Below are 22588 nucleotides of genomic sequence, written 5' to 3'. Positions count from 1 at the left end.
GCGGTGTCCCTCTGCGCGGGGAATGGGTTTGCATTGACGGGACTAACGGCGGTCGAGCCGGTTGGCGAGACGATCGCCCAGCCACTGCATGCCGCAGACCAGAATGATCAGTACGATGACGACGGCGATCATGACGCCGGTTTCGAAACGCTGGTAGCCGTAGCGGATCGCAAGGTCGCCGAGGCCACCGCCGCCGATCGTGCCCGCCATCGCCGAAGCACCGATCAGCGTGACCAGCGTCACCGTGAAGCCGGCGACGATGCCGGGCATGGCCTCGGGCACCAGCACTTCGCGGATGATCGTCCAGCGATTACCTCCCATGGCGCGCACCGCATCGATCAAGCCGCGATCGACTTCACGCAGCGAGACCTCGGCGATACGGGCATAATAGGGGATCGCGGCAATGGTCAGCGGCACGATCGCCGCCGTTGTCCCGAGTGCGGTGCCGACGATCAGCCGCGTCAGCGGGATGAGGGCAATCAGCAGGATCACGAAAGGCACGGCGCGGAAGCCGTTGACGAGCGCGGCAAGGATGCTGTTGATCGCAGGCTGCTCGGCAATGCCGCCGCGACCAGTGACGACGAGGGCTAGGCCGAGCGGCAGGCCGATGACCAGGGAGAGGAGGCCGGACGCAGTCGTCATCCAAATCGTCTCCCAGAAGGAGCGCCAAAGCAGGCCGAGGATCACATCAGTTGTCATAGCCTAAAACCTCCACCCGGGCGGAGCGGGCTTTCAGAAAATCGCTGACCTGCGCCGGCAGGTCCGGATCGCGCGTCGGGACGCCGACGAAGAAACGGGCAACGGGTTGGTTCTGGATGTGGTCGATGCCGCCGTGAACCAGGCGGAAAGAGCGCGGCAGGGCAGCGGAAAGCTCCGCAAAGAGCGCGCCCTGCGCGGCCGGACCGGCGAGATCGACGCTGAGAATGGCCTCGATGCCGGAAGTCGGGGAGAGGCGCGCGGCGATATGTTCCGGCAATTGCGGCCGGATGCCGCCAAGCAGGCTTGCCGTGATCTCCGTTTGTGGATTGGCGAAGACCGACCAGACCGAACCCTCCTCGACGATCTGGCCCACATCGATGACAGCGACGCGATCGGCGATGGAGCGCACCACCTCCATCTCGTGCGTGATGAGTAGGATGGTCAGGCCGAGTTTGCGGTTGATATCCTTCAGCAGCGCCAGGATCGATCGGGTGGTTTCCGGGTCTAGCGCTGACGTCGCCTCGTCCGACAGGAGCAATGCGGGCCGGGCGGCTAGGGCGCGGGCGATGCCGACGCGCTGCTTCTGGCCGCCGGAAAGGGCGGCTGGATAGGCTTTGGCCTTGTCGGCGAGGCCGACGAGTTCGAGCAGTTCGCGTGCGCGCTGCAGCCGTTCGGCCTTGGCCACGCCCTCGATCTTCAGCGGCAGGGCGATGTTCTCTTCGACGGTTTTTGCCGACAGCAGGTTGAAATGCTGGAAGACCATGCCGATGCGGCGGCGCAGCGGCTGCAGTTCTTGTTCTGAAAGGCGGGCAATGTCGCGGCCTTCGATATGAATCTCGCCGCTATCGGCGCGCTCCAGCCCGTTCAGGCAACGGATCAGCGTCGATTTACCGGCGCCGCTGCGGCCGATGATGCCGACGATCTCGCCACGGCGCGCGGTCAGCGAGATACCGTCCAGTGCCGGCGTGCCGCCGAACCGGCGACGGACATCAACCAGGCGGACGATCTCGTCGCCTGTCGCTTCAGGCGGCGCCTGTCCGTCGATCGATGTGGCTGGGATGAAGGAATTCATATCTGCTTCCCAATCTTCTTTTTTACGTTCGGCGCGGGTTGAGCATGGGCTTTAAACATCGAAGGCGGCCCGGGCAAGATACCCCGGCCGCCTCGCCGCTCAACGCGGTCCCCGCGCCGTTCTGACATCAATAGGCGCTGATGCCCGTTCCTTTGTAAACCTTGTCGAACTCGGCCTTGACGGTGTCGTTCTGGTAAGCTGCAACCAGCGTCTTCACCCAGGCCTCGTTCTCGCTGCCCTTCTTGACGGCGATGAAGTTGCGGTACGGGTTGCCGTCGATCGGCTCCTGCGCAATGCGATCCTTCGGGGTCAAGCCGCTCTTCAGCGCCCAGTCGGTATTGACGACGGCTGCGTCCAGGTCGTCGATCGAGCGGCCGACGATGCCGGCGTCCAGTTCCTTGATCTCGACGTTCTTTGGGTTTTCAGAAATGTCGGCCGTGGTGGCGAGGATGCCGGTGCCGTCCTTGAGCTTGATCACGCCTTCATGCTGCAGAACACGCAGGGCGCGGCCTTCATTGGACGGATCGTTCGGCACGCCGATAGTGGCACCCTTCGGAAGGTCGGCGACAGCCTTGTACTTCTTGGTATAGAGCCCGATCGGCCAGACGCCCGTATAGCCGACGTTGACGATGTGATAGCCGTGCTGCTTGATCTGGTTGTCCAGATAGGGCTGATGCTGGAAGGCATTGGCCTCGACTTCGCCGCGCTCCAGGGCTTCGTTCGGCTGGGTGTAATCGTTGAAGACGACCGGCTCGACCTTCAGGCCCTTCTTGGCAGCTTCAGCGACCACGACGCGCCAGACATCCTCGTCCTCACCACTCATGATGCCGACCTTGATCGTCTTGTCTGCGGCGAAGGAGGGCGTAGCGGTCGCCGTCAAGCCGAACACGGCGACAGCGGAGGCAAGGAGGGCAGCAAGGCCGGCGCGGCGAGAAAGGCGCGGCGCGTCGAAACCTTTAGAAAGCTTTTCAGTCATGGGAAATCCTGTTCCAGATGATCGAGATCGTTTTTCTCGGTGACATCAGGATCATCTCAGACGTGCGTTCTGTCCGCGAAGCAGGATCATGCGTTGTGCGGCGCAGTTCTGAAAAACTCTTTTCAGTGCAACGCGAAAGAGCAAACTAATTTTCCATAAATATTGTAGATTATTAATGCGGCAAAATGAGCATTTGCCTAAAAATTGAGCGCATCACCGGTGAATCGGGTCCTTCCAGAGGACTTCCTCCGGTTTTTCGACGGGTTCTATGTCGAGATTGACAACCACCGGCTCCTGACCGGAGCGGACGAGGACGCATTCCAGCGTTTCGTCGCGGCTGGCATTGATCTCCTGATGCGGCACGTAAGGCGGCACGAAGATGAAGTCGCCAGGACCGGCTTCGGCAACGAATTCCAGATTGTCACCCCAGCGCATCCGCGCCTTGCCTTTGACGACATAGATGATGCTTTCGAGATCGCCGTGATGATGGGCGCCGGTCTTGGCGTTGGCGTGGATCGTCACGGTTCCCGCCCAGATCTTTTCCGCGCCGGCGCGCGCATGGTTGATCGCGGTTGCGCGGTTCATGCCCGGTGTCTGCGCGGTATTCGGGTCGAGGGCATTGCCGGGGATGATTTTGACGCCATGTTCACGCCAGTCGACCGGTTGATGGCTGTGATCGTGCCCGTCTTGATGCCCATGCTCATGATCGCCGCACATGGTCGTCCTTTCGGCTTTGGAGGGAGATTCGCATGCCCTCCACGGGAACGCTGTTGTTTCACTCTACGCGAAGCCATTCAAAAATAAAGGGAATTACAAAAAGTTATCAATAAGGCTTTTCAAGTCGGGATTAATCTATAAACTTGATCAAGTTACATGACCGGTGGGAACATTTCGTGTGCATCCCGCGTTGCGCCGGTCACGAAATGGTTTGCCGCGCCGTTCCCCTCAATAAGGCGCGCCAAATTGAAGAAGCAGCGCTTGGGTCTCGGAGGAGAGACCATCAACTTTACATATATGCGCCGGACTTCCAATTGAAAGGAGACAGACATGTCGAATGCCTTGCCGCCCCTTCATGAGGGTCATGCCCCCATCACTCTGCAGCAGCTCTTCCGCGAAGCGCTCTACGCCTTCGAGGAATGGGACAGCGAAGTCACCGAACCGATCGTGACGTTCGAAGGGCGTATCCATCCCATCAGTGTCGTGTTCGAAGCCATGCGCGAATGCACTGATATCGTGCCCAACAACATCGTCTCGGCCGTGACCGAGCGGCTGACCAAGCCCTGGGAGGGCGAGGGTCCGCTTGATACGATGACTTTTTCGACGGCTGCCCGCGTTATGGGCGTTCTTGTTCGTAAAAGGCTGCTGGCTGTGAACAACGGCGTCAACGTCGCTGCCATTGCGGCAGATAGCCAGGCGGCGGAAACGTCGGATCGCTAATAGGCGAAGATTGTTTATGGAAGGCCCGCTGGCTATATCAGCGGGCCTTCTGCATTTCATCGGCCGCTCACATCGAATTCCGGATCGACGGGGATCTGCATTGCCGTAACCAGATGATTGGTCTGCCCGGCAAGCCCGATGACAGCGAGCAACTCCCCATGCTGTGCATCGGTCATGCCCTTTGCCCTGGCAGCTGCCGTATGGGAATGGACGCAATAGGTGCAGCCGTTGGCGGTGGAGACGGCGATGTAGATCATCTCGCGCACCAGCGGGTCGAGCGCCCCTTCCGCCATCATGACCGCTTTCAGGCCCTCCCACGTCCGTTTCAGCAAGGCGGGATCATTTGCCAAGCCGCGCCAGAAATTATTGACGAAATCGGATTTCCTCACCGCGCGAATGTCATCGAACACAGCCTTGACCGCCGGGATTGCGTCTGCTTCCGCATCATCGAGCAATTTCACCGTCGTCATTCTCTATCTCCTTCAGCAATCCTGACTGTGCCGGAACATAGCGCATTTTTCCGCCGTGTCGGCGGGGAGCGCGGTCGAATTTTCCTCCTCTTTTCATTTGCAAAATTCATCCATATGTGAAAATACTATTCACATAAGAAAATTGGGCCGATGCGAAAACCAGCTGCGAGGATATTCCTCAAGGCGGCGGAGCGCCTTGAGCCGGGCGATGTCAGGGAGTGGGAATATCGATGGTCTTGAAGAAGGACTTGCCTCTGGCCGGACTTGTCGTCGTCGACATGAGCCAGTTTCTGTCAGGTCCTTATTGTTCGCTGCGGCTGATGGATCTCGGCGCCAGGGTCATCAAGATCGAACGGCCAGGTGGGGGCGATCTCTCGCGCAGGCTTTATCTCAGCGACCGTGAGAGCGGCGATTCGACGATCTTCCATGCTATCAACCGCTCCAAGGAGAGTCTCGCGATCGACTTGAAGAGCGAGCGCGATATGAGCGCGCTGCGCAAGCTGATCTCCAAGGCCGATGTGCTTATACAGAATTTTCGCCCCGGCGTGCTCGAGCGGCTGGGGCTGGATCATGAGGCCGCAAGCAAGCTCAATCCGCGTCTCGTCTATTGCTCGATCAGCGGCTACGGCGAAGAGGGGCCGTGGGTCTCGCGCCCGGGGCAGGATCTTCTGGCGCAATCGCGCTCCGGCGTCATGTGGCTGAACGGCGATGAGGGGCAGGGACCGGTGCCCTTTGGTCTCGCGGTCGGCGATATGCTGGCGGGTGCGGCAGCGGCGCAGGGCATTCTTGCGGCGCTGGTGCGGCGCGGCGTGACGGGCGAGGGCGGGCTGGTGGAGACCAGCCTGCTGGAAGCCCTGATCGATCTGCAGGTCGAGGTGCTGAGCGTGCACATGAACAGCGGCAACAAGCTGCCGGAGCGCTCCCATGTTCGCAGTGCCCACGCCTATCTTTCGGCTCCCTATGGCGTCTATCGCGCCGCAGACGGTTATCTCGCTATCGCCATGACGCCGATTTCCAAGCTTGCCGATCTGCTCGGCATGGACGAGCTTGCGCCCTATCGCGATCATGAGAAAAGCTGGTTTACGGCACGTGATGAGATCAAGGCGCTGATCGCGGCGCGCATCGCCAGCCGCAACGTTGACGACTGGCTGGCGATCCTCGAACCTGCCGACATCTGGTGCGCAAAAGTGCTGAGCTGGCCAGAGCTGCTAGGTAGCGAAGGTTTTCGCGTTCTCGACATGCTGCAGACGGTCGGGCGCGAAGATGGCGTCAGCCTGCAGACAACCCGCTCGCCCATCCGCATCGATGGGCAGCGGCCGAAATTCGAGCGTGCGGCCCCGCACGTTGGCGAGCATAATGCGGCACTCTGGGAGGAGTTCGGCCTCGGTTAACGGGTCGAGAGGCCGCGATGGATATAGAAGGAGTTTTCCAATGACGCGCATCACCAATCTTCGCGTTTTCGACTTGCGCTTCCCGACATCGCAAAGCCTCGACGGGTCTGACGCGATGAATCCGGATCCGGACTATTCAGCAGCCTATGTCATCCTCGAGACCGACAGACCGGGGCTTGCCGGCCACGGCCTGACCTTCACCATCGGCCGCGGCAATGACATCTGCTGCATGGCGATCGAGGCGATGCGGCATCTGGTCGTCGGTACCGAGCTTGCGACGGTTCTGGAAAACCCCGGCAAATACTGGCGGCATCTGACCAGCGACAGCCAGTTGCGCTGGATCGGCCCGGAGAAGGGCGCGATGCACCTTGCCACCGGCGCGGTCGTCAATGCCGTCTGGGATCTACTCGCCAAGGAGGCCGGCAAGCCGGTCTGGCGGCTGGTTTCGGAGATGGATGCCGAGCAGATTGCCGATATCGTCGACTATCGTTACCTGACAGATGTCCTGACCCGCGACGAGGCCGTCGCTATCCTGAAGAAGGCGGAAGCCGGCAAGGCCGACCGTATCGCAACGCTCGAGCGCGAGGGCTATGCCTGCTACACGACCTCTGCCGGTTGGCTCGGTTATGACGATGCCAAGCTGCGCCGCCTGTGCCAGGAGGCGATCGACGCCGGCTTCAACCATGTGAAGATGAAGGTCGGCCGCGATCTCGAAGACGATATCCGCCGCCTCACGATTGCCCGCGAAGTGATCGGCCCCGACCGCTATCTGATGATCGATGCCAACCAGGTTTGGGAAGTCAATCAGGCGATCGACTGGGTGAAGAAGCTCGCCTTCGCCAAGCCCTTCTTCATCGAAGAACCCACAAGCCCGGACGATGTCGCCGGACACCGCAAGATCCGCCAAGCCATCGGTCCCGTGAAGGTCGCGACCGGCGAGATGTGTCAGAACCGCATCATGTTCAAGCAGTTCATCGCCGAGGGCGCCATCGATGTCGTGCAGATCGATTCCTGCCGCATGGGCGGTCTCAACGAAGTGCTGGCTGTGCTGCTGATCGCCGCCAAATATGGTTTGCCGGTCTGGCCGCATGCCGGCGGTGTCGGCCTCTGCGAATATGTGCAGCACCTGTCGATGATCGACTATATCGCCGTGTCAGGCACCAAGGACGGCCGCGTCATCGAATATGTCGATCATCTGCATGAGCATTTCATCGACCCCTGCATCATCCGCGACGCGGCCTACATGCCGCCGAGCCTTCCGGGGTTCTCGATCGAGATGAAGCCGGAATCGATCGCGGAATATACGTTCAAGGGGTGAGCTGCAGCCGACCTCCTTCTCCCCGAGGGAAGAAGAAGGTCGGCATATCGGCCTTACACGTTCCGCTTCAACCAGTCCCGAATGACCGTCACGTCTGCATCGTCAAATTCGTGACCGGCGGGCACCGTCGCGAGTTCGACCTTGGCGCCGCCATCCCGCAGGCGTTCCGCGAGAGGCTGGGCGTATGGGCCATACAGATCCTTCTCGCCCGCAATCGCCAGGACTTCGGCATCCGACATATCGGCTGCCGGCGGATTTTCGAGGGCGGCCATGGAGCGCAGCAGCACGGCGCGGCGGATCAGATGCGGGTGCAGCGACAGCATGGCGTTCAGCAGATTGGCGCCGTTCGAGTAGCCGATATAGACGATGCGATCCGGATCGAGTCCGTAAACATGGATCGCGCCATCGATGAAGGCGGCGAAGGCTTCGGCTTCGCTCACGATATCGGCCTGATCGAGGGACATCGGGCCGGTCCGGCGAAACCAGCGCGGTGCACCTTCCTCGAGCGCACGGCCGCGCACGCTGAGCAATGTCGCGGCAGGATCGATCTTGTGGCCGAGCGGCAGCATGGTCGTTTCGTTGGCGCCGGAGCCGTGCAGCAGAACGAAGACATTGCCGTTCGGCTTGTCAGGCGTGAAGAAGCGATGGATGAAGGGCAGATCGCGATAGATGACGCGTGGCTCGCCGGGCATGGAGAACTGCGGCAGGATCACGTTCAATTCGGCCAGAAGCTTCGGACTGTCGCCGGGGGCGAAGAGGCGCGTGCCGAGCGTTGCCTCGTCCTCGTCGACCAGCATGCCGGGCGCGTCGGTTGCGAGTTCGAACAGGATGCGCCCGGGCTCGCGGACGTAGAGCGAGCGGAAATACTTGCGGTCATGCATCGCTGTCGGCCCGGAATCGATCGCCTGCAGGGCGGTACGGATTGACTGCAATTCGATGTCGTCGCTGGCGCGAAAGGCGACATGATCGACCGTGCCCGTGCCCGGAGCACTGGCCCAGAAGCCGCGCGCATCACGAATGTCGAGGATATCGCCCGATACCGAGATGAGCCGGCTGATCGCCCCGCTGGTGGCGAGCGGCTGGTAGTCGAAGTGATCGACAAGGATGGCCCGGGTCTCCTCGGGCGTTTCGCTGAACAGCGTCGCGCCGCGGATGCGCAGGATCGCGCGCTCTTGCGGAATGGTATCGCTTGTCCATGGAGCTGCCGCTTGCAGAGTATTGGTCCCCACCAGTTTGACGATGACGCCGTCCGGGTCCTTTAGCCGTAAGACGGGTTCGCCGAACTCCTCGGAGGGACCTTCCGGCTTCAGGCCGGCGCTCAGGGCGCGCGTCAGCCAGAAGCCGATGCTGGCTGGATCGATCGCAAGCGAGATCTCGCCGACCTGGCCGACGCCGGCGCGGCCAGGCGAGCCATCCTCCCAAACGAGAAAGGTGATCAGCGAGCCCGGCGAGCCTGTGGCATCGCCATAGATGAGATGAAGCTGCGTTGCGTCCTCGAAACCACCGGTGCGCTTGACGAGGCGCAGGCCGAGGAAGCCGACGTAGAAATCGACATTCGCCTGGACCTTTCGGGTGATCAGCGTGATGTGATGGATGCCGGCGACCATGGGATGCTCCAGACTGTTATTCGTTCTGGTCGCTATTTAGGCCGGGGCCATTGTTCAATGCAATGTGTGGTCTGTAGAAGGCAGTGTTCACAAAAACGCAACTTTTTATCGCGCTGCATCGGCCGTCAGATCAGGTTTCAGCCGCCCCCGATTTTTTCGGAGCCTTCCGTTTGGACTTTGTCTTTGGCTCCGGCTGTGGTTGCAGAGCTTCCTTTTCAAGCCGGAGCTCGCGCAGACGGGCCGTTTTTCGCTCACGGATTGCATGCTCGCTGGCGAGAATTTCTTTAACCGCCGAATCGAGCTGATTGGCTTTATCTGCCGGCGCCTGTCTCTTTGAGCCGAATAGGTTCTCTTTATTCGGTGGTGTCATATCAGCCTCCATGGGGTTGTATCGTGTTGATGCTGGTCGCAAATAGCCCAAGCTGATCGACTGTAGGCACAATGGAGATGGTATCATGCTGTAGCAGAAGATGCCCGCATCAACGACACAATTCCGCAGTCCTTTGCAGAAGCAGACGAGCGGAGTCCAAAGGAGAGGGTCTTTCGACTCTATTCAAAAGCAGCTGTATCAGCGCCATCACGTATGTCATCTTTTGATGCGCTATCCAACATTAGTTAATTTAGATGTTTCTGCTTGTGGAGAATATACCTATCCGATACAAGATGCGTCATCGATATTTGTGACCGACGCTTTGCCTCGACGCACTCTGCGCGACAACGACGAACTTCCCTCTCAAAATCGGTCCACTGCCAACCAGTGTTTCCTGGTTGACGTCTTTATGTGAGTGATTGAAAGGTCATCGTTATGAGCACAGGTACTGTAAAGTGGTTCAATGCTGCCAAGGGTTTCGGTTTCATTCAGCCTGATGATGGGGCGACGGATGTTTTCGTGCATATTTCAGCCGTTGAGCGCGCTGGAATGAGCACGCTGCGCGACGGCCAGAAAATCTCCTACGAGCTTGTCAAGGACAAGCGTTCGGGCAAGATGTCGGCCGACCAGCTCGAAGCTATGTAAGCCATTTGTTTTCCGGTCTTGGACCATGGATGAGATGGTATAGATCGTTAGGCAATGAAGGAAGAGGTCGGGTTGGTCCGGCCTCTTTTTTATTCACCCCTGTTTCCGCAAGGCGGACAAAACCCATCAAGGTCGAAGCACCGATGCATGATCGATGCGCGTTGCGACTTTGCACTCCCAAGCTGAGCGCCGGATGATTATTTCGTCCTGGGGCCGCTTACACTTTCGGCATCATGCCCTAGCCAACTCAATGCTCGCCGAGGCCATCTTCCGGCGATTTGCGGCGATGGCCGCTGATTTCGGAGCCGGCGGTGCGCGAGAAGCTGGCGTTCCAGATCACCGCGAGCAGTGCAATGGCCGTCACGACGATGAAGGCGACCGAGAAGTCGATCATCTCGGCTTTCGTCTCTCCACGCAGCTGCATCGAGCCATGCAGGGCAAGGGCGGCGACGCAGATGCCGAGAGACAGCATCAGCTGCTGGAAGGTCGAGTAGAAACTCGTCGCGATGCTCATGCGATCGCGCTCGATCTCGTCATAGGCGATGGTGTTGTAGGCCGTGAACTGGAACGACATGAAGAAGCCGCAGAAGAACAGGATCACGAAGATGACGGGCAGCGGCCAATCCGGCTGGAAGATGGCGCACATGCCGTAGCCGAGCGTGCCGATCAGGCCGAAGATGATAAGGGCCGTGCGGAAACCGAGCGTCCTCAGAATGCGGACTTGCAAGGGCTTCATGGCCATGGAGCCGAGCGCGGTCGCGATGGCGATCTGGCCGGCCGCAGCGGCCGAAAGGCCGAAGCCGAGCTGCAGCATCAGCGGGATCAGGAAGGGATGGGCACCCTGGCTGATGCGCGTCAGCGAACCGGCGATCACCGAGGTGCGGAAGGTCGGCACCTTCATCAGCGAAAAATCCATGATCGGCGAGGGGTGCCTGCGGGCGTGGCGCAGATAGGCAATGCCGAACAAGAGGCCGATGGAGATCAGAAAGACGGCAAGATAGCCTTCGCCCTCACGGCTCGACATTTCGAAGCCGAAGAGCAGAGAGCCGAGAGAGATGCCTGAGAGGATGAAGCCCGAGAGGTCGAAACGGCCGGTGCGCGGGCCTTTCACCTCCTCGATGAACATGGTCACCAGGATGAAGCCGATGACGCCGATCGGCACGTTGATGTAGAAGATCCAGCGCCAGTCGAGATAGGTGACGAACATGCCGCCGACGGGCGGCCCGAGAATGGGGCCGACCAGCGCCGGGATCAGCAGCCAGGACATGGCGTTGACCATATCCTTGCGGGCGACGCTGCGCATCAGCACGAGACGCCCGACGGGCAGCATCATAGCGCCGCCGAGGCCCTGCAGCAGCCGCGCGATCACGAGGAAGAACAGGTTCGGCGCCTGCGCGCAGAGAAGCGAGCCGACAACGAAAACCGCAATGGCGGATCGGAAGACGGTGCGCGACCCGAAGCGGTCTGCAATGGCGCCGCTGGCGGGAATGAAGATCGCGAGGCTGAGGAGGTAGGATGTCAGCGAGATACTCATGGCCGGCGCACTGACGCTGAAGTCTCTTGCCATGGTCGGAAGGGCAGTCGCGAGCACGGTCGCGTCAAGCTGTTCCATGAACATCGCGCTTGCTACGATAAGCGCTACTACACGAAAATTCGGTGCGGCCCGCCTGGTGGGGGCGGCCTGGAATATCTGATCCGACATTGTCGGGGATCGCTCTCGATGGTGCGGTGGGGTCCGAGGACAGAACCGCAAATCTGGTCATGGCGCGAAGGCCTATTTGAACGGCGGTTTGTATACTCCTGCTTGCACGCGATTGCTATATCAGAAATCGCAAATCCCATTCATGGGATGAAAAAAATGACCCACATGCAAGGGCAAACGGCTTCAAATGAACGTGAGGTGAAGGAATAGGCGCGATATCGCGCCGAAATGCTCACGCTTAGTTTTTTCGCGTAAGATAATGTGCTGGTTTGGCCGGATGCCATAGGCAAAAAGACCGGTGCCAGTTGGTGATGGCACCGATCCGAGTCGTCAGCAGGCACCGAGGCGATCAGTAGCCTTCGGCAAGTCCCGAGCCGGCGCGACTGTCCATGGCGCCGTTGTAGCGGGCGCCACCGCCCTTGGCGATATCGCTGAGGCTCTTGCCGCCCACCAGGATGCCGGCCGCCTGGCCCCAGATCGGCCAGCTATTGTCGACCTGAACCGTGTAGCCCATGCCGGTCAGGAGCTTGATCGTATCCGGCGATAACGCGCGGGGCTCCATGTAGACCTTATCCGGCAGCCATTGATGATGGATGCGCGGCGCATCGATCGCTTCCTGGATGTTCATGCCGAAATCGATGACGTTGATGATCGCCTCGAGCGTAATGGTGATGATGCGCGAGCCGCCGGGGCTGCCGATCACCATGAAGGGCTTGCCGTCCTTGGCGATGATCGTCGGGCTCATGGAGGACAGCGGCGTCTTCTTCGGCTGGATGGCGTTGGCTTCGCCCTGCACCAGGCCGTACAGATTGGGCACGCCGGGCTTGGAGGTGAAATCGTCCATCTCGTTGTTCAAGAGGATGCCCGTACCAGGCGCGACGACTCCGGCGCCGAAGGAACCGTTCAGCGTGTAGGTGACGGCAACGGCATTGCCGTCATTGTCGACGATCGAATAATGCGTGGTCTCGTGGCTTTCGCCCAAGCCCTTGGGCATCAGATCCTTGGAGACGCCCGCCTTATAGGGCGAGATGTCGTCGCGGATCTTCTGGGCATAGGCCTTGTCCAGCAGCTTGCTGACGGGATTGTCGACAAAGTCGGGATCGCCGAGGGCCGAGTTGCGGTCGACATAGGCGTGGCGCATGGCTTCGACCATGAGATGGACGGTATCGGCCGAGCCGTAGCCGGTATAGGAGAGCGGATAGCCTTCCAGCACGTTGAGGATTTCGCAGATGATGACGCCACCGGAGGAGGGTGGCGGAGATGAGATGATCTCGTAGCCGCGATAGTCGCATTTCACGGGGTCCAGCTCACGGACCTTGTACTGCTCGAAATCCTGGTTTGCGAGAATGCCGCCCTTGTCTTGGCTCGCCTTGACGATGGCATTGGCGACCGGTCCCTTGTAGAAGCCATCCGGCCCCTGATCCGAAATGCCTGACAGCGCATTGGCGAGATCCGGCTGTACGAGCTTGTCGCCCGTCGTGAAGGGCTTGCCATCCGACTTGGTGAAGATCGCCGCGGTGGCCGGATCGCGCGCGAGTCGATCCTTGCTCTCGTTCAGTTCGGCGGCATCGGCCTGGTTCAGCGTGAAGCCTTCCCTGGCGTAGCGAATGGCCGGCGCCATCAGATCCTGACGCGATTTCGTGCCGTATTTCTCGCGGGCAGTCTCGAAGCCCATGACCGAGCCCGGAACGCCGACGGCGAGATAGCCATTGGTGCTGGCGCCTTTGACGATATTGCCCTTGTCGTCGAGATACATGTCCTTTTTGGCTGCCAACGGCGCGCGCTCGCGGAAATCGAGGAAGTCCGTCTTGCCGTCGCGCATGCGGATGGTCATGAAGCCGCCGCCGCCGATATTGCCGGCGGTCGGATAGACCACCGCGAGCGTGTAGCCGACGGCAACGGCGGCATCGACGGCATTGCCGCCGTTTTTCAATACCTGCACGCCGACGTCCGTGGCCAGATGCTGTGCCGTAACCACCATGCCGTGTTCAGCTTCGACGGGAGGTGGCGCGGCGGCTCTGGCGGTGACGGAAAAGAGGGCGAAGGTGACGAGCGTCACCGAGGATATCGCCCGTTGGCGGAATTGGCGCATGATGAATATGCCTCCCATTATTGTCTTGGTGGAAAATCGCCCACAGATGACATGGTGTCACGCGCGAAAATGGCGATATCGGCTGTCGGAATTTTTTAATCGGGCGATGCCGCATCACCGGGCCGCGCCGGTTCGCTATGTCTTTCCTGCACTACTATGGATAATTTTAGTCTTCCAACCCTGCGGAAGCTTGGGTCGGACTTGCAATATTTCTTTTATTAGTTACGCCTACTTTAGGTAGCTAGTCTATCGGGGTTGAAGTATTGCGTGGAGGTTGATGATGCCCGTCACGAGACTTGAGCAGTGGAAGAGCGAGCGCAAGGTCAAGGCAAAGCCACACGTCATTGCCGAAAAGACGCACATCATTGAAATCGAGTGCGACCATTGCAGCCGGCACTTCTTCCGATGGTCATCGATGGCAGCCGTCTACTGGCGTTGTGACGATTGCACCGCCATCGTCTGATCTCATTTGCACCTAGCGGCTACAGGATCAGGATGGCGCGGAAGTCGTTGACGTTCGTTCCGGTCGGGCCGGGAACGAAGAGATCGCCAATCGCGTCGAACGCTGTCCAACCGTCATTGTTTGCCAGCAGCTCGGCCGGCACCATTCCGGCCTTGCGCAACCGCGCCACCGTACCTGCATCGGCAAAGGCGCCGGCATTGTCCTCGCTGCCGTCGATGCCATCGGTATCGGCGGCCATGGCGTGAATGCCCGCGTGACCGTCGATATCGATGGCGAGCGACAACAGGAACTCCGAGTTTCGCCCGCCCTTGCCGTTGCCCTTCAAGGTCACCGTCGTTTCGCCGCCAGAGAGTAGCACGATCGGCTTCGGAAAGGGGCGATTGCGATGAAGCACTTCCCGGGCGATGGCAGCGTGGACATGCGCAGCTTCGCGGGCCTCGCCCTCTATGGCGTCCGAGAGAATGGCGGCTTCGATGCCGGCGGCACGCGCCACCTCGGCAGCGGCTTCCAACGAGACGCCGGCTGACGCGATGACATGGACCTCATTGCCGGCAAAGCGCGGATCGCCCGGGCGCGGCGCATCCGCCTCAACTTTCTCGATATGGGCGAGAACGGCTGGCGGGAGTTCGATACGGTAGAGGCGGATGAGATCGAGTGCTTCGGCGCGCGTGCCGGCGCCCGGCACGGTCGGCCCGGAGGCCACCAGGGCAGGGTCGTCGCCGGGAATGTCCGAGACGACGAGCGAGACGACCTTGGCCGGGTGGGCTGCGGCAGCCAGCCGGCCGCCCTTGATGGTCGACAGATGCTTGCGGATGACATTCATCGCAGAGATCGGCGCGCCGGAGGCAAGCAGCGCCTTGTTGACGGCGATTTCATCGGCGAGGCTCAAGCCGCCCGCTGGCGAGGGAAGCAGCGCCGAGCCGCCGCCTGATATCAGGGCGATCACCAGATCGTCTTTTGTGAGGCCATCGACAAGTTTCAGTAGCCGACGGGAGGCGACGAGACCAGCCTCATCCGGCACGGGGTGGGCTGCTTCGATGATCTCGATCTGGCGGCAGGGGGCGGAAAAACCGTATCGCGTCACGACGAGGCCTTCCAGCGGGCCATCCCAGCATTGTTCCAGCGCGGCCGCCATCTGGGCAGATCCCTTGCCGGCGCCGATGACGATCGTGCGGCCCTTCGGTTTGGCAGGCAGATGCGTACGGATGCCGGTCAACGGATCGGCTGCACGCACGGCGGCATCGAACAGTGAGGTCAGGAAGGCGCGGGGATCGGAAACGGTCATGTCGAACTGCCTGTCTGCTAGAGCGTTTATACGCAATTCCGGACGGAAAACCGCTATGCACTTTTCCTGAAATTGCTTCTCAGAGCCTGTAACCATTTGGTGGCTTAACTGACTGGAAGACGCAAGGGCCAGGAACTGCAATTGTGTCCTGCCCGACGAATCCCTATGTAGAAGGAAAGGGTTTCACGCTTTTATTCAGGGATTTTTCGACATGGCCGAATTGAAAGTGAAGACAAGGCAGACGGGCGCAACCGCTACGGTCGGCCGCACCGGCTTTCCGCATGTGACCTCGGTGACCGGCGGCGAAATCGATATCGTCACCTCGCCGTCGCAGCCTGGCTTCAACCCGCTCGACCTGCTCTATTCGTCGCTCTCGGCCTGCCTGGCCTTGAGCGCCCGCATGGCCGCTAGCAGCCTCGGCGTGCTCGACAAGCTCACCGAAGTCACCGCCGTCGTCACGGGTGAGAAGGCGACCGAAGGCCTCTCGCGCGTGGAGAAATTCAACATTGCCTTCACCATCAAAGGTGATTTCAGCGATGAAATTCGCAACGCGATTGCGCATGCCGCCGAAGATGAGATTTGCACGGTGAGCAACACGATCCGCGGCAATCCGCAATTTGAGACGGTGATTTCGGGGTGAGATTTGGTCTATCCCGCCCCTTGCGCGCGGGAACGCAAAATCAGCATTTAGCCGCAAGGCTAAGTGCTAGATTTTGCAAGGGCGGGGGTAGGCAGGGACGCACCGGCCCCCGCTCTTGCAATTTCAATGGCTTAGAAATTGCGCTAGCATTCTGAATATGTGTGACCTTCGGTATCGCAATTCCTAAACCAATGAAATTGCTTTCTCGCCCGCCAAGGGCGAGATGGCTCGGCATCTGCCGTTGCCCCTCACTTCGCCGGAAACTCAAACCCTTCAAGGTAAGGTCCAAGCTCCGGGTCGATATCCACTTTCACGGCATTGTTGTAGATTGCCGTCGCGATCATGATGCCGGCGAAGGCGACGAGGTTGGCGAGCGTCGGCTCGTCGTAGCGGGCCTTCAATCGATCCCAAATCCCTTCCGGAATTGCATTGGAATCCCTGACGATCGCCTTGCCGAATTCGATCAGCAGCGCCTCGTCTTCGCTCGGTACGATCGTTTCCGGCGTGAGGCCGGCATTGATCAGCGCGCGCCGGAAGAAGCCGACGGGGATGATCGAGCGGCATTCGATTGCGATGGCATGGCAAAGCAGCCAGATGGCGCGATCGTCCAGAGCCGGACGCAGCTCCTCGCGCAAGGGAAACCATTCCGCATAGATGCGATGCGCGACCGGCGAGTGCAGCAGGGTGCGTTTCATATTCGTCATGCGGCCGCGCAGCTGCATTTCGCGGTCATGCTCGGCGCGCACGGCCTCGGAAGCGGTCTCGTAGTCGATCGGCGTGATATGACTCATGTTACTCTCTTTATACCGGGCTCTTACTGCGCTGCCGCTGCCGATTTCGTGAAGAAGCGGTTTTCCGGGCGCGGCAGGCCTAGATGTTCGCGCAATGTCGTACCGTCGTAATCGCGGCGGAAGATGCCGCGGCGTTGCAGCTCTGGAACGACGCGGGTGGTCACGTCAAGCAGACCCTGCGGCAGGAAGGGGAAGACAACGTTGAAACCGTCAGAGCCTTCCTCGTGCAGCCATTGCTCCATCTCGTCGGCAATGCTCTCAGGCGTGCCGACGAAGGCGAGGCCGGCATAGCCGCCGAGGCGCTGGGCAAGCTGGCGCACGGTGAGCTTTTCGGCTTCGGCAAGGGCGATGACGCGCTCGCGGCCGCTCTTGCTCGCGTTGGTTTCCGGAATCTCCGGCAGCGAGCTATCCGGATCGAATTTGGAGGCATCATGCCCAAGTGCGATCGACAGGGATGCGATGGCGCTATCGTAATGGACGAGACTATCGAGCTTTGCCCGCTTGGCCTTTGCCTCCTCGACCGTATCGCCGACGACGATGAAGGCGGCGGGCAGGATCTTCAGATGATCCGGATTGCGGCCGATCGCCTTCATCCGTCCCTTGATATCGGCGAAGATCGACTTGCCATCGGCGAGGTTGCGGGGAGCTGCAAAGACGGCTTCGGCCGTTTCGGCGGCAAGCTGACGACCGGCATCCGATTGTCCGGCCTGCACGATGACGGGCCAGCCCTGAGGTGGGCGGGCGATGTTGAGCGGGCCGCGAACGCTCAGTTCCTCGCCCTTGTGCCCGAGGACATGCATTCGCTCGGGATCGAAGAAGATGCCGCTTTCCGGATCGCGGATGAAGGCGTCGTCGGCGAAGCTGTCCCAGAGGCCGGTCACGACATCGTAGAATTCGCGAGCGCGATGGTAGCGCTCGCCATGTTCCATGTGTTCTTCGAGGCCGAAATTAAGGGCGGCATCGGGATTGGAGGTGGTGACGATGTTCCAGCCGGCGCGGCCACCGCTGATATGGTCGAGCGAGGCGAAGCGGCGGGCGATATGATAGGGCAGGTCGAAGGTGGTGGAGGCGGTTGCGACGAGGCCAATCCTGTCGGTAACGGCGGCGAGCGCCGAAAGCAGGGTGAAGGGCTCGAAGGAGGTGACGGTTTGGCTGCGCTTCAGGGCCTCGATCGGCATGTTGAGGACCGCGAGGTGATCGGCCATGAAGAAGGCGTCGAATTTTGCCTTTTCCAGCTCCTGCGCGAAGCTTTTGATGTGCTGGAAATTGAAGTTGGCGTCCGGATAGGCGCCGGGATAACGCCAGGCACCGGTATGCAGGCTGACGGGACGCATGAAGGCGCCCAGCTTCAATTGCTTCTGTTCGGTCATGGGCTCTCTCCAAAATCGTCAGCCGCTATGACGTCATAACGGCTCCGCCAGCGGAATGATGCCTTACGACGTAGGCGTGCTTCTCGCCCATTCAAAGAGCCGATTTCATTTATTTGATCGCTTTCGCGGAATATTCATCCGTCCTCGACTTCAGTGCTGTTCTGTCCGGCAAAAACCTTGACCAGCCAGTCTATGAAAACGCGGACCCGCGGTGAAAGCTGGCGGCTGCGCGGATAGAGCATCGAGACGGGCGTCCGTGTCGGTGGATAGTCCGGGAGGACATGCAGCAGCCCGCCCGATCGTAGGGCTTCCTCGGCGTGATAGCGCGGAACCTGGATCAGGCCGAGACCGAGCTTGGCCGCGGCGAAATAGCTCTCGGCCGCGTTGACGGAGATGGTGGCCGGCAGGGTGATTTCGCGCACGACGCCGTCGATCTGGAATTCCAGCGGCAGCAATCCGCCCGTTGCGGAAGAGCGGAAGCCGACCATGCGGTGGCCATCGAGCTTCTCCGGATGGGCGGGCATGCCGAAATGTTCGACATAGGCGGGTGCCGCAAGCGTCACTTCTTCCAGCATGGCGACGCGGCGGCCGATCATATCGCTATCCTGCAGCGTGCCAACGCGCAGCACGCAATCGATCCCCTCGCGGATCAGATCGACGAACCGGTCGCCTTCGGTGATCTGCAGTTCGATGTCGGGATAGGTTTCGAGGAAGGAAGGCAGGTTCGGCAGGACGAAGTGCCGCGCAAGCGTTCCATGCACGTCGACACGGAGGACACCCTTCGGCTTCGCCCCGGCAAAGGCGCCTTCAGCATCCTCGATATCGGAGAGGATGCGCAGGCAGCGCTGGTAATAGGCTTCGCCATCGAGCGTCGGGCTGACATGCCGCGTCGTGCGCTGTAGCAGGCGCACGCCAAGACGCGCCTCGACCTGTTTGATCGCATCCGTCACCGTCGAGCGGGGCAGGCCGGTGTCTTCGGCGGCCAGCGTGAAGCTGCGTCGTTCCACGACCCGGCAAAACACCCGCATGGCATCGAATCTGTCCATATTATTTGTTCGCTAAATTCGGATAGTGATGCCGATTATTGGCTGATTATCCGCTTCATGAAAAGGGGCATCTTCTCCTCATCGAAACGCGCTACGGCGCAAGGCAATGAAGGATGGGAGAAATGGGCAATATTTCCAACAAGGTAGCAATCATCACCGGCGCATCGCGCGGCATTGGCGCCGCCATTGCAGAGCGTTTGGCCGAGGATGGCTTCACCGTCGTCATCAACTATTCCGGCAGCGAAGCCGCCGCCGAGGGGCTCGCCCGCAAGATCGAGGAAAAGGGCGGCAAGGCGCTGACCGCGAAGGCCGATGTCTCCGATGTCGAAGCCGTGCGCCGCATGTTCGACGCAGCCGAAGCTGCCTTCGGCGGTGTCGATGTCCTCGTCAACAATGCCGGCATCATGCAGCTCGCGAAGATCGCCGATGCCGACGACGCGCATTTCGACCGCCACATCGCCATCAACCTGAAGGGCACGTTCAATACGCTGCGAGAAGCCGGCAGGCGCCTGCGTGACGGCGGTCGCATCGTCAACTTCTCGACCAGCATCGTCGGCCTCAAGCTTGAAACCTACGGCGTCTATGCCGCAACCAAGGCCGGCGTCGAGCTTCTGACCGGCATCATGGCGAAGGAACTGCGCGGCCGCTCGATCACGGTGAATGCGGTTGCGCCCGGCCCGACGGCCACCGATCTCTTCCTCAACGGTAAGAGCGACGAGCTCATCGACCGTATGGCCAAGATGAACCCGCTGGAGCGCCTGGGCACGCCGCAAGACATCGCCGCCGCCGTTTCCTTCCTCGTCGGCCCGGATGGCGGCTGGATCAACGGTCAGACGCTGCGCGCCAATGGCGGCATGATCTGAGCCAACTTGGCGGCAGGGTAATGCCTGCCGTCCTCCACTTCATCGTCGACAACAGCCAATCCTTTGAAGGAACAGAATCATGAGCAAGCAAGTCATCGTTATTACCGGCGCATCGAGCGGCTTCGGCGCCCTGACGGCACGCGCTCTCGCCAAGGCAGGCCATGCGGTCTATGCCGGTATCCGCGAAACCCAAGGGCGTAATGCGGCACAGGTCGCCGCAGCGGCGGCATTCGCCGCGGAGAACGGCGTCGATCTCAGGACCGTCGAACTCGATGTCGCCTCGGACGCCTCTGTCGAAGCCGGCATTGCCGCCGTCATCGGCGAGCAGGGCCGCATCGACACCATCATCCACAATGCCGGCCATATGTCCTTCGGCCCGGCGGAGGCATTCACGCCCGAACAGTTTGCCGAACTCTACGACATCAACGTGCTCAGCACCCAGCGCGTCAATCGTGCCGTGCTGCCTCATATGCGCAGGCAAGGAAAGGGGCTGGTGGTCTGGGTCTCCTCGTCGAGCACGCGGGGCGGCACGCCGCCTTACCTCTCGCCTTATTTCGCAGCCAAGGCAGCCATGGACTCGCTTGCCGTGTCCTATGCGTCCGAACTGACACGCTGGGGCGTCGAGACCGCCATCATCGTGCCCGGCGCCTTTACGAAGGGCACCAACCACTTCGCGCATTCCGGTTCCCCGGACGACAAGGCTCGCGCCGCCGAATATGACAACGGTCCCTATGCCGGCGTTCCCGACCAGGCGCTGAAGGGACTAGCCTCGCTGGAACCGGCGGATGCCGATGCCGCTTCGGTGGCGACGGCAATCGTGGATATTGTCGATATGCCGTTTGGAACGCGGCCATTCCGTACCCATATAGACCCTTCTGAGGATGGTGCTGAGATCGTCAACGGTGTTGCCGACCGGGTTCGGGCAGAGCTTTTCCGCCGCATCGGTCTGGAAGACCTGCTGAAGCCGCATACAAAAGCCTGAGACCCGCGATCATCCTTTGAGCGTGTCAAATCGCCGCTTCTGTGCCACAGAAGCGGCGATCTGGTGCGTGCATCAGGGCTATTTTGCGTTGTACAGCATTCCAAGCCTTGGAGTTTCGTACTAAAGCGATTCCTTCAGAGGGTCGGGAGATATCCATGGACGCGAAGGACATTGGCGAAATTGCCAGCTGGCTCATGCAGGCCGGTCTCAAGGGAATGACGGAAGTCGATATCCTCTCGGGTTTCTGCGAGCAGTGCCGTCAGCATGGTCTCAACATCGATCGGGCCATGGCGCTGATGGATACGCTGCATCCGGTCTATGAGGGCCGCGCCTTCCGCTGGGACGGCAATCAGATCATCGAGCGCGAGTTCGAATATGGCCCGACGCAACAGGGGATCGCGTCTGAAAACTGGCAGCGTTCCGCCTTCTATCACATGCTGACAACAGGTGGAGACGAGGTGCGCCGACGTATCGGCTTCGGCGAGCCTGCCGATTTCTACGGGCTCGATACGTTGCTGGCAGATGGTCACACCGATTATATCGCCATGGTGCACCGTTTCGAAGAGGGCGGCACGATCGGCGAGATGGATTGCTTCTATTCCAACTTCGCTACCGCCGCCGAAATGGGATTCCCGGAAGAGGATTTGCGCGTGCTGCGCAAGCTGACGCCGGCGCTGGCTTTGGCCATCAAATGCACCGGCATGAGCCGCATCGCCCGCACCATTGCCGAGGTCTATCTCGGCGAGGACGCTGCCCGGCATGTGCTCGAGGGCAAGATTACCCGCGGCAAAACGGAGCGGATTTCGGCGGCGCTCTGGTTTTCCGATCTCGCCAACTACACGCGCATTTCGGATACGGCCGAGCCGGATGAAATCATCCCGATGCTGAATGCCTATGCCGATGCGGTCATCTCCTCGATCCATGAGGCGGGCGGCAACGTGTTGAAGCTGATCGGCGACGGCACGCTGGCAATCTTCAAGGCTCGCAATTCCGCCGATGCCTGCGCGGCTGCGCTGATGGCGGAATCGCTGCTGCGCCAGCGGCTGCGCGATCTCAACTCGCAGCGGCAGATCGAAGGCCGTCCGGTCACGGACGTCTATCTCGGCCTGCATATCGGCGATGTCTTCTACGGCAATATCGGCAGCATGGACCGGCTGGACTTCACCGTCATCGGGCCGGCCGTCAACGAGGTCAGCCGCATCGCCTCGATGTGCCGATCGGCCGACCGCAATGTCCTGATGTCATCGAATTTCGTCGAGGCGCTATCGGGCCAGCAAAGCAACGATCTCGTTTCCGTCGGCCGCTATGCGCTGCGCGGCGTCAAGCGGCCTCAGGAATTGTTCACGCTACTCTCTTCGGCGGCCTGATC

22 protein-coding genes are annotated in these 22588 nt (G+C 60.5%); 9 read left to right on the top strand and 13 right to left on the bottom strand.

Annotated elements, in window-relative coordinates; genetic code table 11:
* Positions 1-42 precede the first annotated feature (42 nt).
* The 4 genes from DQ393_RS04190 to DQ393_RS04175 form a co-directional block, all read right to left on the bottom strand.
* The gene (locus DQ393_RS04190; protein ID WP_112340544.1) at positions 43-699 is read right to left on the bottom strand and encodes a methionine ABC transporter permease; all 657 of its coding nucleotides are present in this window, start codon (positions 697-699) and stop codon (positions 43-45) included.
* Positions 689-1771 (bottom strand): methionine ABC transporter ATP-binding protein, encoded by a 1083-nt coding sequence (locus tag DQ393_RS04185; protein WP_112340543.1) that lies wholly within the window; start codon positions 1769-1771, stop codon positions 689-691. The genes DQ393_RS04190 and DQ393_RS04185 overlap by 11 nt, the downstream gene beginning before the upstream one ends.
* 127 nt (positions 1772-1898) lie before the next feature.
* Entirely contained in the window at positions 1899-2747 is an 849-nt protein-coding gene (locus DQ393_RS04180; RefSeq protein WP_112340542.1) for a MetQ/NlpA family lipoprotein, read from the bottom strand.
* 213 nt (positions 2748-2960) lie between these two features.
* The gene (locus tag DQ393_RS04175; protein WP_112340541.1) at positions 2961-3464 is read right to left on the bottom strand and encodes a cupin domain-containing protein; all 504 of its coding nucleotides are present in this window, start codon (positions 3462-3464) and stop codon (positions 2961-2963) included.
* Between the two features lie 330 nt (positions 3465-3794).
* Between DQ393_RS04175 and DQ393_RS04165 the strand changes: the two genes are divergently transcribed.
* A complete protein-coding gene (locus tag DQ393_RS04165; RefSeq protein WP_112340539.1) occupies positions 3795-4184 on the top strand; it encodes a hypothetical protein in 390 nt (129 codons plus the stop codon).
* 56 nt (positions 4185-4240) lie between these two features.
* Here DQ393_RS04165 and DQ393_RS04160 read toward each other — a convergent pair whose 3' ends face one another.
* Positions 4241-4654 (bottom strand): carboxymuconolactone decarboxylase family protein, encoded by a 414-nt coding sequence (locus DQ393_RS04160; RefSeq protein WP_112340538.1) that lies wholly within the window; start codon positions 4652-4654, stop codon positions 4241-4243.
* 230 nt (positions 4655-4884) lie between these two features.
* On the opposite strand from DQ393_RS04160, the gene DQ393_RS04155 reads away from it, so the two are divergent.
* A complete protein-coding gene (locus DQ393_RS04155) occupies positions 4885-6045 on the top strand; it encodes a CaiB/BaiF CoA transferase family protein (RefSeq protein ID WP_112340537.1) in 1161 nt (386 codons plus the stop codon).
* A gap of 40 nt (positions 6046-6085) precedes the next feature.
* A complete protein-coding gene (locus DQ393_RS04150; RefSeq protein ID WP_112340536.1) occupies positions 6086-7363 on the top strand; it encodes an L-fuconate dehydratase in 1278 nt (425 codons plus the stop codon).
* A 53-nt stretch (positions 7364-7416) separates the two neighbouring features.
* Here the strand turns inward: DQ393_RS04150 and DQ393_RS04145 are convergent, their stop codons facing one another.
* Together DQ393_RS04145 and DQ393_RS04140 are read right to left on the bottom strand one after the other, a co-directional pair.
* Entirely contained in the window at positions 7417-8970 is a 1554-nt protein-coding gene (locus tag DQ393_RS04145; protein ID WP_112340535.1) for a VOC family protein, read from the bottom strand.
* A 130-nt stretch (positions 8971-9100) separates the two neighbouring features.
* On the bottom strand, positions 9101-9340 hold the full coding sequence (locus DQ393_RS04140) for a hypothetical protein (protein WP_112340574.1): 240 nt from the start codon (positions 9338-9340) through the stop codon (positions 9101-9103).
* Positions 9341-9775: 435 nt separating this feature from the next.
* Here DQ393_RS04140 and DQ393_RS04135 point away from each other — a divergent pair, with 435 nt between their 5' ends.
* Complete coding sequence (locus DQ393_RS04135) at positions 9776-9985, top strand: cold-shock protein (RefSeq protein WP_034503699.1); 210 nt, start codon at positions 9776-9778, stop codon at positions 9983-9985.
* A gap of 247 nt (positions 9986-10232) precedes the next feature.
* Here DQ393_RS04135 and DQ393_RS04130 read toward each other — a convergent pair whose 3' ends face one another.
* On the bottom strand, positions 10233-11687 hold the full coding sequence (locus tag DQ393_RS04130) for an MFS transporter (RefSeq protein ID WP_112340534.1): 1455 nt from the start codon (positions 11685-11687) through the stop codon (positions 10233-10235).
* A gap of 349 nt (positions 11688-12036) precedes the next feature.
* Entirely contained in the window at positions 12037-13779 is a 1743-nt protein-coding gene (ggt, locus tag DQ393_RS04125; RefSeq protein ID WP_112340573.1) for a gamma-glutamyltransferase, read from the bottom strand.
* A gap of 277 nt (positions 13780-14056) precedes the next feature.
* Here ggt and DQ393_RS04120 point away from each other — a divergent pair, with 277 nt between their 5' ends.
* The gene (locus tag DQ393_RS04120) at positions 14057-14242 is read left to right on the top strand and encodes a hypothetical protein (protein WP_245430249.1); all 186 of its coding nucleotides are present in this window, start codon (positions 14057-14059) and stop codon (positions 14240-14242) included.
* 19 nt (positions 14243-14261) lie between these two features.
* Here DQ393_RS04120 and DQ393_RS04115 read toward each other — a convergent pair whose 3' ends face one another.
* Positions 14262-15527 (bottom strand): glycerate kinase type-2 family protein, encoded by a 1266-nt coding sequence (locus DQ393_RS04115; protein WP_112340532.1) that lies wholly within the window; start codon positions 15525-15527, stop codon positions 14262-14264.
* A gap of 211 nt (positions 15528-15738) precedes the next feature.
* On the opposite strand from DQ393_RS04115, the gene DQ393_RS04110 reads away from it, so the two are divergent.
* Positions 15739-16167 (top strand): OsmC family protein, encoded by a 429-nt coding sequence (locus DQ393_RS04110; RefSeq protein ID WP_112340531.1) that lies wholly within the window; start codon positions 15739-15741, stop codon positions 16165-16167.
* A gap of 248 nt (positions 16168-16415) precedes the next feature.
* Here the strand turns inward: DQ393_RS04110 and DQ393_RS04105 are convergent, their stop codons facing one another.
* The 3 genes from DQ393_RS04105 to DQ393_RS04095 form a co-directional block, all read right to left on the bottom strand.
* Positions 16416-16958, bottom strand: coding sequence for a hypothetical protein (locus tag DQ393_RS04105; protein ID WP_112340530.1), 543 nt, complete (start codon positions 16956-16958; stop codon positions 16416-16418).
* 23 nt (positions 16959-16981) lie between these two features.
* Positions 16982-18328 carry an LLM class flavin-dependent oxidoreductase gene (locus DQ393_RS04100; RefSeq protein ID WP_112340529.1) on the bottom strand — a complete coding sequence of 449 codons (1347 nt, stop codon included), beginning with the start codon at positions 18326-18328 and terminating at the stop codon, positions 16982-16984.
* Between the two features lie 134 nt (positions 18329-18462).
* Positions 18463-19374, bottom strand: a complete 912-nt coding sequence (locus DQ393_RS04095; protein WP_112340528.1) for a LysR family transcriptional regulator — start codon at positions 19372-19374, stop codon at positions 18463-18465.
* A 122-nt stretch (positions 19375-19496) separates the two neighbouring features.
* Between DQ393_RS04095 and DQ393_RS04090 the strand changes: the two genes are divergently transcribed.
* The 3 genes from DQ393_RS04090 to DQ393_RS04080 all read left to right on the top strand — a co-directional run bounded on the left by DQ393_RS04090 (position 19497) and on the right by DQ393_RS04080 (position 22586).
* Positions 19497-20237, top strand: coding sequence for an SDR family oxidoreductase (locus DQ393_RS04090; protein ID WP_112340527.1), 741 nt, complete (start codon positions 19497-19499; stop codon positions 20235-20237).
* A 79-nt stretch (positions 20238-20316) separates the two neighbouring features.
* The gene (locus DQ393_RS04085) at positions 20317-21219 is read left to right on the top strand and encodes an SDR family oxidoreductase (RefSeq protein ID WP_112340526.1); all 903 of its coding nucleotides are present in this window, start codon (positions 20317-20319) and stop codon (positions 21217-21219) included.
* Between the two features lie 155 nt (positions 21220-21374).
* Entirely contained in the window at positions 21375-22586 is a 1212-nt protein-coding gene (locus DQ393_RS04080; protein WP_112340525.1) for an adenylate/guanylate cyclase domain-containing protein, read from the top strand.
* Positions 22587-22588: the final 2 nt, after the last annotated feature.

The sequence above is a fragment of the Martinezella tropici genome, from assembly GCF_003287875.1.
In the GTDB taxonomy this organism is placed as follows: Bacteria; Pseudomonadota; Alphaproteobacteria; order Rhizobiales; family Rhizobiaceae; genus Rhizobium; species Rhizobium tropici_C.
The sequence above is the reverse complement of the archived record's forward strand: the minus strand, read 5'-3'. Positions and strand labels throughout refer to the sequence as shown.

Bases quoted from the DNA above. Each gene is read 5' to 3' on its own strand.
- DQ393_RS04190 (WP_112340544.1), bottom strand. From the start codon at position 699: ATGACAACTGATGTGATCCTCGGCCTGCTTTGGCGCTCCTTCTGGGAG.
- DQ393_RS04185 (WP_112340543.1), bottom strand. From the start codon at position 1,771: ATGAATTCCTTCATCCCAGCCACATCGATCGACGGACAGGCGCCGCCT.
- DQ393_RS04180 (WP_112340542.1), bottom strand. From the start codon at position 2,747: ATGACTGAAAAGCTTTCTAAAGGTTTCGACGCGCCGCGCCTTTCTCGC.
- DQ393_RS04175 (WP_112340541.1), bottom strand. From the start codon at position 3,464: ATGTGCGGCGATCATGAGCATGGGCATCAAGACGGGCACGATCACAGC.
- DQ393_RS04165 (WP_112340539.1), top strand. From the start codon at position 3,795: ATGTCGAATGCCTTGCCGCCCCTTCATGAGGGTCATGCCCCCATCACT.
- DQ393_RS04160 (WP_112340538.1), bottom strand. From the start codon at position 4,654: ATGACGACGGTGAAATTGCTCGATGATGCGGAAGCAGACGCAATCCCG.
- DQ393_RS04155 (WP_112340537.1), top strand. From the start codon at position 4,885: ATGGTCTTGAAGAAGGACTTGCCTCTGGCCGGACTTGTCGTCGTCGAC.
- DQ393_RS04150 (WP_112340536.1), top strand. From the start codon at position 6,086: ATGACGCGCATCACCAATCTTCGCGTTTTCGACTTGCGCTTCCCGACA.
- DQ393_RS04145 (WP_112340535.1), bottom strand. From the start codon at position 8,970: ATGGTCGCCGGCATCCATCACATCACGCTGATCACCCGAAAGGTCCAG.
- DQ393_RS04140 (WP_112340574.1), bottom strand. From the start codon at position 9,340: ATGACACCACCGAATAAAGAGAACCTATTCGGCTCAAAGAGACAGGCG.
- DQ393_RS04135 (WP_034503699.1), top strand. From the start codon at position 9,776: ATGAGCACAGGTACTGTAAAGTGGTTCAATGCTGCCAAGGGTTTCGGT.
- DQ393_RS04130 (WP_112340534.1), bottom strand. From the start codon at position 11,687: ATGTCGGATCAGATATTCCAGGCCGCCCCCACCAGGCGGGCCGCACCG.
- ggt (WP_112340573.1), bottom strand. From the start codon at position 13,779: ATGCGCCAATTCCGCCAACGGGCGATATCCTCGGTGACGCTCGTCACC.
- DQ393_RS04120 (WP_245430249.1), top strand. From the start codon at position 14,057: ATGATGCCCGTCACGAGACTTGAGCAGTGGAAGAGCGAGCGCAAGGTC.
- DQ393_RS04115 (WP_112340532.1), bottom strand. From the start codon at position 15,527: ATGACCGTTTCCGATCCCCGCGCCTTCCTGACCTCACTGTTCGATGCC.
- DQ393_RS04110 (WP_112340531.1), top strand. From the start codon at position 15,739: ATGGCCGAATTGAAAGTGAAGACAAGGCAGACGGGCGCAACCGCTACG.
- DQ393_RS04105 (WP_112340530.1), bottom strand. From the start codon at position 16,958: ATGAGTCATATCACGCCGATCGACTACGAGACCGCTTCCGAGGCCGTG.
- DQ393_RS04100 (WP_112340529.1), bottom strand. From the start codon at position 18,328: ATGACCGAACAGAAGCAATTGAAGCTGGGCGCCTTCATGCGTCCCGTC.
- DQ393_RS04095 (WP_112340528.1), bottom strand. From the start codon at position 19,374: ATGGACAGATTCGATGCCATGCGGGTGTTTTGCCGGGTCGTGGAACGA.
- DQ393_RS04090 (WP_112340527.1), top strand. From the start codon at position 19,497: ATGGGCAATATTTCCAACAAGGTAGCAATCATCACCGGCGCATCGCGC.
- DQ393_RS04085 (WP_112340526.1), top strand. From the start codon at position 20,317: ATGAGCAAGCAAGTCATCGTTATTACCGGCGCATCGAGCGGCTTCGGC.
- DQ393_RS04080 (WP_112340525.1), top strand. From the start codon at position 21,375: ATGGACGCGAAGGACATTGGCGAAATTGCCAGCTGGCTCATGCAGGCC.